General features: G+C 55.0%; 1 tRNA gene and 2 rRNA genes (1 of these 3 running past the window's edge). All 3 read right to left on the bottom strand.

Annotated features, from left to right (window positions below):
* Positions 1-4: 4 nt before the first annotated feature.
* Positions 5-81: transfer RNA gene (locus tag ACP153_RS20750), tRNA-Met, on the bottom strand.
* 72 nt (positions 82-153) lie between these two features.
* Positions 154-268, bottom strand: a 5S ribosomal RNA gene (gene rrf / locus ACP153_RS20745).
* A gap of 211 nt (positions 269-479) precedes the next feature.
* Positions 480-1824: ribosomal RNA gene (locus ACP153_RS20740) — 23S ribosomal RNA — on the bottom strand (it continues 1484 nt past the right edge of the window).

Raw genomic sequence — 1824 nt, 5'->3', positions numbered from 1 at the left:
GTTTTGGTTGCGGGAGTAGGATTTGAACCTACGACCTTCAGGTTATGAGCCTGACGAGCTACCGGGCTGCTCCATCCCGCGCCAGTTGCGTTGGCAGTGTTATTGCCTGGCGCTTTTTTGAGATCGTATTGAGAGTTATGGGCTTTTTTCTAGGTTTGGCGGTGACCTACTCTCCCACGCCTTAAGACGCAGTACCATCGGCGCTACGGTGCTTAACGACCGAGTTCGGGATGGGATCGGGTGTTTCACTCGCGCTATGACCACCAAACCAAGGAAAAAGCCCTTGCAGAGCAAGGATTTTAGTTGGAGGCAGCGTTTCGACAAAGTCGACAACGCGTTCCAACACCGTTGATCTGCTTGGCGCACCGCATTCGAACACTGTTCAATTGTGGTGCGCTTTTTCACATCGGCGTCCAAGCCAAATACGTTTGTTTGTGTATGCTTTGATTGTCCGCAGGGGCATTTGCCGTCTACTGGATCAAATCAAGCCTATCGGACCATTAGTACCGGTCAGCTGAGCACATTGCTGCGCTTACACCTCCGGCCTATCGACGTGGTGGTCTACCACGGTCCTCAGGGATACCTTGTTTTGAGGGGGGCTTCCCGCTTAGATGCCTTCAGCGGTTATCCTGTCCGATCATAGCTACCCAGCACTGCCGTTGGCACGACAACTGGTCCACCAGTGGATCGTTCACCCCGGTCCTCTCGTACTAGGGGCAACTCCTCTCAAGTATCCTACACCCACGGCAGATAGGGACCGAACTGTCTCACGACGTTCTAAACCCAGCTCACGTACCTCTTTAAACGGCGAACAGCCGTACCCTTGGGACCTGCTCCAGCCCCAGGATGAGATGAGCCGACATCGAGGTGCCAAACGGTGCCGTCGATATGGACTCTTGGGCACCATCAGCCTGTTATCCCCGGCGTACCTTTTATCCGTTGAGCGATGGCCCTTCCACTCGGGACCACCGGATCACTATGGCCGTCTTTCGACTCTGCTCGACTTGTCAGTCTCGCAGTCAGGCTGGCTTCTGCCATTGCACTCAACGAGCGATTTCCGACCGCTCTGAGCCAACCTTCGCGCGCCTCCGTTACGCTTTAGGAGGCGACCGCCCCAGTCAAACTACCCGCCACACAGGGTCCCGGATCCGGATAACGGACCGCGGTTAGACATCAAGCGATGCAAGGGTGGTATCTCAAGGAAGGCTCCACAAGAACTGGCGTTCCTGCTTCGAAGCCTACCACCTATCCTGCACATGCATGGCCTGATGCCAGTGTGAAGCTGTAGTAAAGGTGCACGGGGTCTTTCCGTCTAACCGCGGGAAGCCTGCATCTTGACAGGCAATTCAATTTCGCTGAGTCGATGTTGGAGACAGCGGGGAAGTCGTTACGCCATTCGTGCAGGTCGGAACTTACCCGACAAGGAATTTCGCTACCTTAGGACCGTTATAGTTACGGCCGCCGTTTACTGGGGCTTCAATTCGGAGCTTGCACTCCTCCTTTTAACCTTCCAGCACCGGGCAGGCGTCAGACCCTATACGTCGTCTTGCGACTTCGCAGAGCCCTGTGTTTTTAGTAAACAGTCGCCACCCCCTGGTTTGTGCCCCCCGCCTATAGTTGCCTACAAACGGGGCCTCCTTCTCGCGAACTTACGGAGGTATTTTGCCGAGTTCCTTCAACATCGTTCTCTCAAGCGCCTTGGTATTCTCTACCAGTCCACCTGTGTCGGTTTAGGGTACGATCTCATGGAGGGCTATTTCCAGGAACCGATCAGCGGCCCACCCAATCCGATAAGGGTGAACAACAGTCTCGATCCGTCACATC

Origin of the sequence: Dinoroseobacter sp. S76 (assembly GCF_049801095.1) — a bacterium.
Lineage (GTDB): Bacteria > Pseudomonadota > Alphaproteobacteria > Rhodobacterales > Rhodobacteraceae > Dinoroseobacter.
This window is presented reverse-complemented; position numbering and strand designations above follow the sequence as displayed.